Annotated in this window: 4 protein-coding genes; 3 read left to right on the plus strand and 1 reads right to left on the minus strand. The window is 76.8% G+C overall.

The genetic code is table 11. The features are described from left to right. Positions 1–109: 109 nt before the first annotated feature. Positions 110–1330, minus strand: a complete 1221-nt coding sequence (locus KVT14_RS23290; RefSeq protein WP_217617206.1) for a histidine kinase — start codon at positions 1328–1330, stop codon at positions 110–112. A gap of 95 nt (positions 1331–1425) precedes the next feature. Between KVT14_RS23290 and KVT14_RS19660 the strand changes: the two genes are divergently transcribed. From KVT14_RS19660 to KVT14_RS19670, 3 genes are all read left to right on the plus strand, one after another. Beyond that, the gene (locus KVT14_RS19660; RefSeq protein WP_217617207.1) at positions 1426–1767 is read left to right on the plus strand and encodes an STAS domain-containing protein; all 342 of its coding nucleotides are present in this window, start codon (positions 1426–1428) and stop codon (positions 1765–1767) included. A 104-nt stretch (positions 1768–1871) separates the two neighbouring features. Next, a complete protein-coding gene (locus KVT14_RS23555; RefSeq protein ID WP_217617208.1) occupies positions 1872–4622 on the plus strand; it encodes an Ig-like domain-containing protein in 2751 nt (916 codons plus the stop codon). A gap of 235 nt (positions 4623–4857) precedes the next feature. Then, positions 4858–5488 (plus strand): ABC transporter ATP-binding protein (locus KVT14_RS19670; RefSeq protein ID WP_217617209.1); only part of this gene is annotated, 631 nt, incomplete at its 3' end.

Raw genomic sequence — 5488 nt, forward strand, 5'->3', positions numbered from 1 at the left:
GCGAAGCCCACCACCTCGATGCCGGGGTCGCCGCCGAGCACCAGCCGCAGGCCCATCCGGACCAGGCCCTCGTCGTCGACCAGCAGCACGCGGATCGCACCCGCCTCGCTCACCCGGCCTCCTCTCCCCACGGCAGCTCTGCCCGCAGACGGTACCCACCGGACGCGTCGGGGCCGTGCTCCAGGCGGCCGCCGACCTGCCGCACGCGCTCGTCGACGCCGACCAGCCCCATCCCGGAGCCGGGCGGCGCGGGCGGGGCGCCGGCGGGCCGGGCGCCGTTGCGGACCTCGACCACCACCCGGTCCTGCTCGACGTCGACCCGCACCCGGACCGGTGCGCCGGCTGCGTGCTTGCGGGCGTTGGTCACCGCCTCCTGCACGACCCGGTAGGCGTGCCGGCCGACCGCGGCGGGCACCTGCGCCAGGCGGGCCCGCGTCGCGTCGCCGAGGTCGAGCGCGACGTCCGACCCCGCGGCGCGCGCGTCGGCGACGAGATCGTCGACCGCCGCGAGCGTCGGCTGCGGGGCATCGGGCCCGGCACCGGCCGCCGGCTCCCGCAGCACACCGAGGACCTGGCGCAGCTCCAGCAGCGCCAGGTTCGCGTTGTCGCGCACCACCTCGGCGGTCGCCGCCTGCTCCTCCGGCGGGAGGTCACGGCGGTACGCCAGGACCCCGGCGTGCATCGAGACGAGCGAGATCCGGTGCGCCAGGACGTCGTGCAGCACGCGGGCGATCCGCGTGCGCTCCGCCGTCCGGGCCTGGTCACGCTCCGCCGCGGTCGCCCGCTCGGCGGCGTCGGCCCGGTCCCGCAGGGCGGTCAGCAGGTCGCGCCGGCTCCCGAGGTAGGCGCCCGTCGCCGTGCAGGCGAGCCAGACCAGCACGGCGAGCACGAGATCGGCCCGGACCCGCGGCGTCGTCACCTCGCCGAGCAGCAGCAGGTCGACCACGGTGGCAGCGCCGAACCCCGCCCCGACCGCAGCCACCGCCCGCCAGCGCCGGGTGGTCGCCAGCGCCACCAGCGCCACCAGCACGGCGCCCTGCGCCGCCGCGGAGAACGCCGACACCGCGACCACCGCGGCGGCAACCGCCACCGGGTGCCGGTGCCGGTGCAGCAGGAGCAGGACGGCGGCGACGCCGAGCGCCGCGTCGAGTGCCACCCACCAGGTTGGCTGCACCGGCCCCTGGGAGACCTCGGCGGTCAGGGCGAACGCCCCCACCCCGGCGGCGGCGACGGGCCGCCACGCCGTGCCGACCGCTCCGGTGCCCGCGCCCGGGTCCGTGCCCGCGGTAGCACCAGGTCGCGCGGGCTGGACCTCCTCGCCGGTGCGCACGCGCTCAGCGTAGGGGCCGCCTGCGACGGAAGTCGCACGTCGGCCGGGACCCCGGGCAGATCCGGGTCCCGGCTCCGCCGCCGGACCGTGGAGCCATGAGCTCCACGGGGCACGCACCGGCGACGATCTGGGTCGCGGACGGCGACCCGTGCGTCCTGCACCTGGCCGGCGCCCTCGACGCGGGCGACCTCGCGCGGGCCGCCGCCGACCTCGGGGTGGGCGAGCTCGCGGTCGCTCGGGCCCTGGTCGCCCGCGGCGTGGGCCTGGTGGACCTGAGCGGGGCGACGTTCATCGACTCGTCCGTCCTGCGGATGGTCCTCGCGATCGGCCTACTGCTCCGCCCCGGGCGCCTGCCCGTCCGGGGCGCCCGGGGCGAGCCGCTGCAGCTGCTCACCATCCTCGGGATGGACGAGGTCGTGGATCTGCGAGCCTCGTGACAATCCGTCATCGGTGGGGTTCACTCGGCACAGGCAGGCGCGCTCGCGGCGTCGTCGCCCCTGGCTCCACCAGCACCGCCGCCCCGCTGAGAGGACGACTGCCCGTGCGCCACAGCTCCCGCCGCCGTGCCGGACGCCTGACCCTCGTCCTCCTCCTGGCCCTGGGCGTCGGCGCCGGGCTCCCGGCCGTGGTCCCGGGTGCCGTGCCGGCCGCCGTCGCCGCTCCCGCCGACGACTGCGCCGCGCCCACCCGGTCGGTCGCCGGCGGCGGCTGGGCGGCGGTGTCCGTGGCCGCCGGCGAGGTCGTGCAGGTCACCGGGCGGTTCACCGCGGGGATCGGGGCCCTGGCGCCCGGCGGCACGCTCTGCGTCGCGCCCGGTGCGGTCCTCGCGCCGGCGTACGTCACGGAGCCGGGGGGTGTGCTGCACGTCGCCGCGGGCGGCACCGCCACCCTGCCGTGGACGTCCGCCCGGTCGGGCTTCGTGCTGGACAACGCCGGGACCACCACGTTCCAGGGCCTCAACGTGAACGGGCCCGCCACGCTGCGCAACGCAGCCGGCGCGACCCTCGAGGTGCGGTCCGCGTTCAACCCCTCCGGCGGCACGATCGAGAACGCGGGCACCCTGCGGCTGCCCGCGGGGGTCACGCTCAACGGCGGCGTCGTGCTGACCAACACGGGCGCGCTCACCGCCGGCGCCCCGGTGACGGTCAACGGCTCGCTCCAGAACACCGGCACCGCGACCCTCGCGCAGGCGCTGCTGGTCAACGGCTCGGGCCGGCTGGACAACGGCTGCGTGCTGCAGGTCGGCGGGGCGCTGACCCTCGCCGGCGGGTCGGCGACCAACGCGGGGCTGGTCACGTCCGGAGGGACGTTCACCACCAGCGGCGCGAGCACCTGGCGGCAGGCCGGGACCGGTGCCCTCAGCGCCGGAGACCTGCTCGACGACGGCGCGGTCACCGGGTTCGGCCGGTACGTCTTCACGGGCAGCAGCATCGTGCACAACCGGTTCGCCGGGGACTCGCCCGCGTCGCCCGTCACCGTCGACGTCCCCGGCGGTGCGTTCGGGACCGTGACCGGCACGGTCGCGAACGTCGCGTTCGCCGACGTGACCCTGCCGCCGGCGAGCGCCTACCCGGCACCGGGCTGCGCCGGCGCCGCGGCCCCCGTCTCCGCGGACGTGCAGGTCGCGATGACCGGCCCGTCGCACGTCGCGCCCGGCACCGCCGTCACCTACGCGATCACCGTCACGAACGCCGGCCCGTCCCCCGCCGCGGGCGTCGTGATCCGCCAGGCCCTGCCGGCCGCGCCCCGCGGGACGCTGAGCGCCGTGACGGCCGACCAGGGGGGCGTCGTGTCGGCGTCGGCCGTGCAGTGGGACCTCGGCACGCTCGCGTCGGGCGCCTCCCGGACGCTGACCGTCGCGGGCACCGCGCCGACCTCGGGGTTCCTCGAGAGCACCGTCGCGGCGACGTCGAGCACGCCGGACCCCGACCCGGGCAACAACGACGGCAGCGCAGCCACCGAGCGCGTGGCGACCGAGATCGACACCGTGCTCGTCCGGCCCGGGCCCACCACGGCAGACCTGACGTTCGAGGGCGTCGGCGGCGTCCCCGTCCTCGGCGCCCTCACGGGCACCGCCGGCTTCCCGGACGCGCAGCTGCGCTACCGCGTGACCTCGCCCGGCGACGCCGGCGCCATCGCCATGCTGCCGTCCGGTCTGTTCGCCTTCCTGCCGCCGGACGACTGGGCCGGGACGGACAGCTTCCAGTTCGAGGTCTGCGACAACCAGGCCGTTCCCCTCTGCGACCAGGCCACGGCCACGGTGACCCTGCACCCGCAGGCGGCCGAGGACCGTGCGATCACGGACGCCGACGTGCCGGTCGTCATCCCCGTCTCCGCGAACGACTCGGGCGGGGCGGTCCTGACCGGCGGGCTCGACACTCCTGCCTCGAACGGGAGGGTCGACCTGGACCCGTCGGCCGGCTCGCTCACGTACACCCCCGACCCGGGGTTCGTCGGGGACGACGCGTTCACCTACCGGGCGTGCGCGAGCGGCGATCCGGCGGACTGCGTGACCGCGGTCGTCCGGGTCACCGTCGAGGCCGTCGACCACCCGCCGCAGGTCGCGGCGGCCGCGCGCGCGATCTCCGTGGGCCAGGCGGCAGTCGTCCCGCTGGATGCGGACGACCCCGACGGCGACCCCACGGTGATCACGACGGTCTTCCCGCCCTCTCACGGGACCGCCACGCCCGACGGCCGGACGACCCGCTACCAGCCGGAGCCCGGGTTCGCGGGCGTCGACCGGTACGGCGTCGTCGTGTGCGACGACCGCGACCCGGCGCTGTGCAGCACGGGTGAGGTCGTGGTGACCGTGCTGCCGGTCGCGGCCGACGACACCGCGCGGACGACTGCGGGCACTCCCGTCACCGTCGACGTCCTGGCGAACGACGCGGGCACGGTCCTGGACCCGGAGGTCGTCTCGACGCCGGGTGAGGGGACCGTCCGCGTCGCGAGCGGCGCGCTCGTGTACACCCCCAGGGCCGGGTTCACCGGGACGGACACCTTCGGGTACCGGATATGCGCGCAGGACGGGTCCGGGGCGTGCGCCGAGGCGGCGGTCACCGTCGCCGTCGTGGCCGCCGACGGGATCACGCCGCCGGTCGACGACGGGCCCGGAGCGAGCGTCATCCAGAGGCCCGGTCCCGGAGGATCGGCTTCAGGTGAGAGCAGGACCACGCCCGGGCGGCTGGCGCGCACAGGATCAGACGCCGCACTCAACGCGGGGATCGCTGCACTGCTCGTCGCAGCAGGTGGTGGCGCCATCGGCCTCTCGCGGCTGCGGCGACGCGCGTGAGGGTGGCCGCCCCTGGGACCGTGTCGCCTGTCGGTCGTCGCCTCGTACGTGCAGGCGAACGGCAGCCTGCCCTCGCGTCGGGTCCGCGTCCGTTGCTTGCGAGGTCCGGTGCGGTTACCTTGCCACCGGGCGCTCGCACCGAGTGCGGACGACGTGAGCCGGGGGTCGGCGTGATCGAGATGACGGGGCGGGATCCTGCGCGAGACCGGACGGGCGAGCCGCGCGTGAGCGCGCGATGATCGAGGTCACGGGGCTCACGAAGCGCTACGGCGACACGGTCGCCGTCCACGACCTTACCTTCACCGCCCGGACGGGCCGGGTCACCGGGCTGCTCGGGCCCAACGGTGCCGGCAAGTCGACGACGATGCGGATGATCCTGGGGCTGCACCGGCCCTCCAGCGGCACGGCACTGGTCGACGGGCGCGTGTTCACCGCCGACCCCGCTCCGCTGACGGCCGTCGGGGCGATGCTCGACGCCCACGCGGTGCACCCGGGTCGCACGGGACGCAACCACCTCGACGCGCTGGCGGCGACGCACCACCTGCCGGCGCTCCGGGTCGACGATGTCCTCGAGCTCACCGGGATGACCGTGCCGTCACGCCGACGCGTGGGGACGTACTCGCTCGGGATGGTGCAGCGGCTCGGGATCGCGGCCGCGCTGCTGGGTCGGCCGCGCACCCTCGTGCCGGACGAGCCCGTCAACGGCCCCCACCCCGCCGGCGTGCACTGGGTCCGCGAGCTGGTGCGCGGCCTCGCCGCCACCGCGGTCGCCGGCGGTGACGACGACCAGGCCCCGCAGCCGCGGGCCGAGGAGGTGCGCGTGGCCGGCTGGCGGGCGGCGCGCTCGGGCCTGACGGGCGACCTGG

The sequence above is a fragment of the Cellulomonas sp. GbtcB1 genome, from assembly GCF_019091725.1.
Classification (GTDB): domain Bacteria; phylum Actinomycetota; class Actinomycetes; order Actinomycetales; family Cellulomonadaceae; genus Cellulomonas.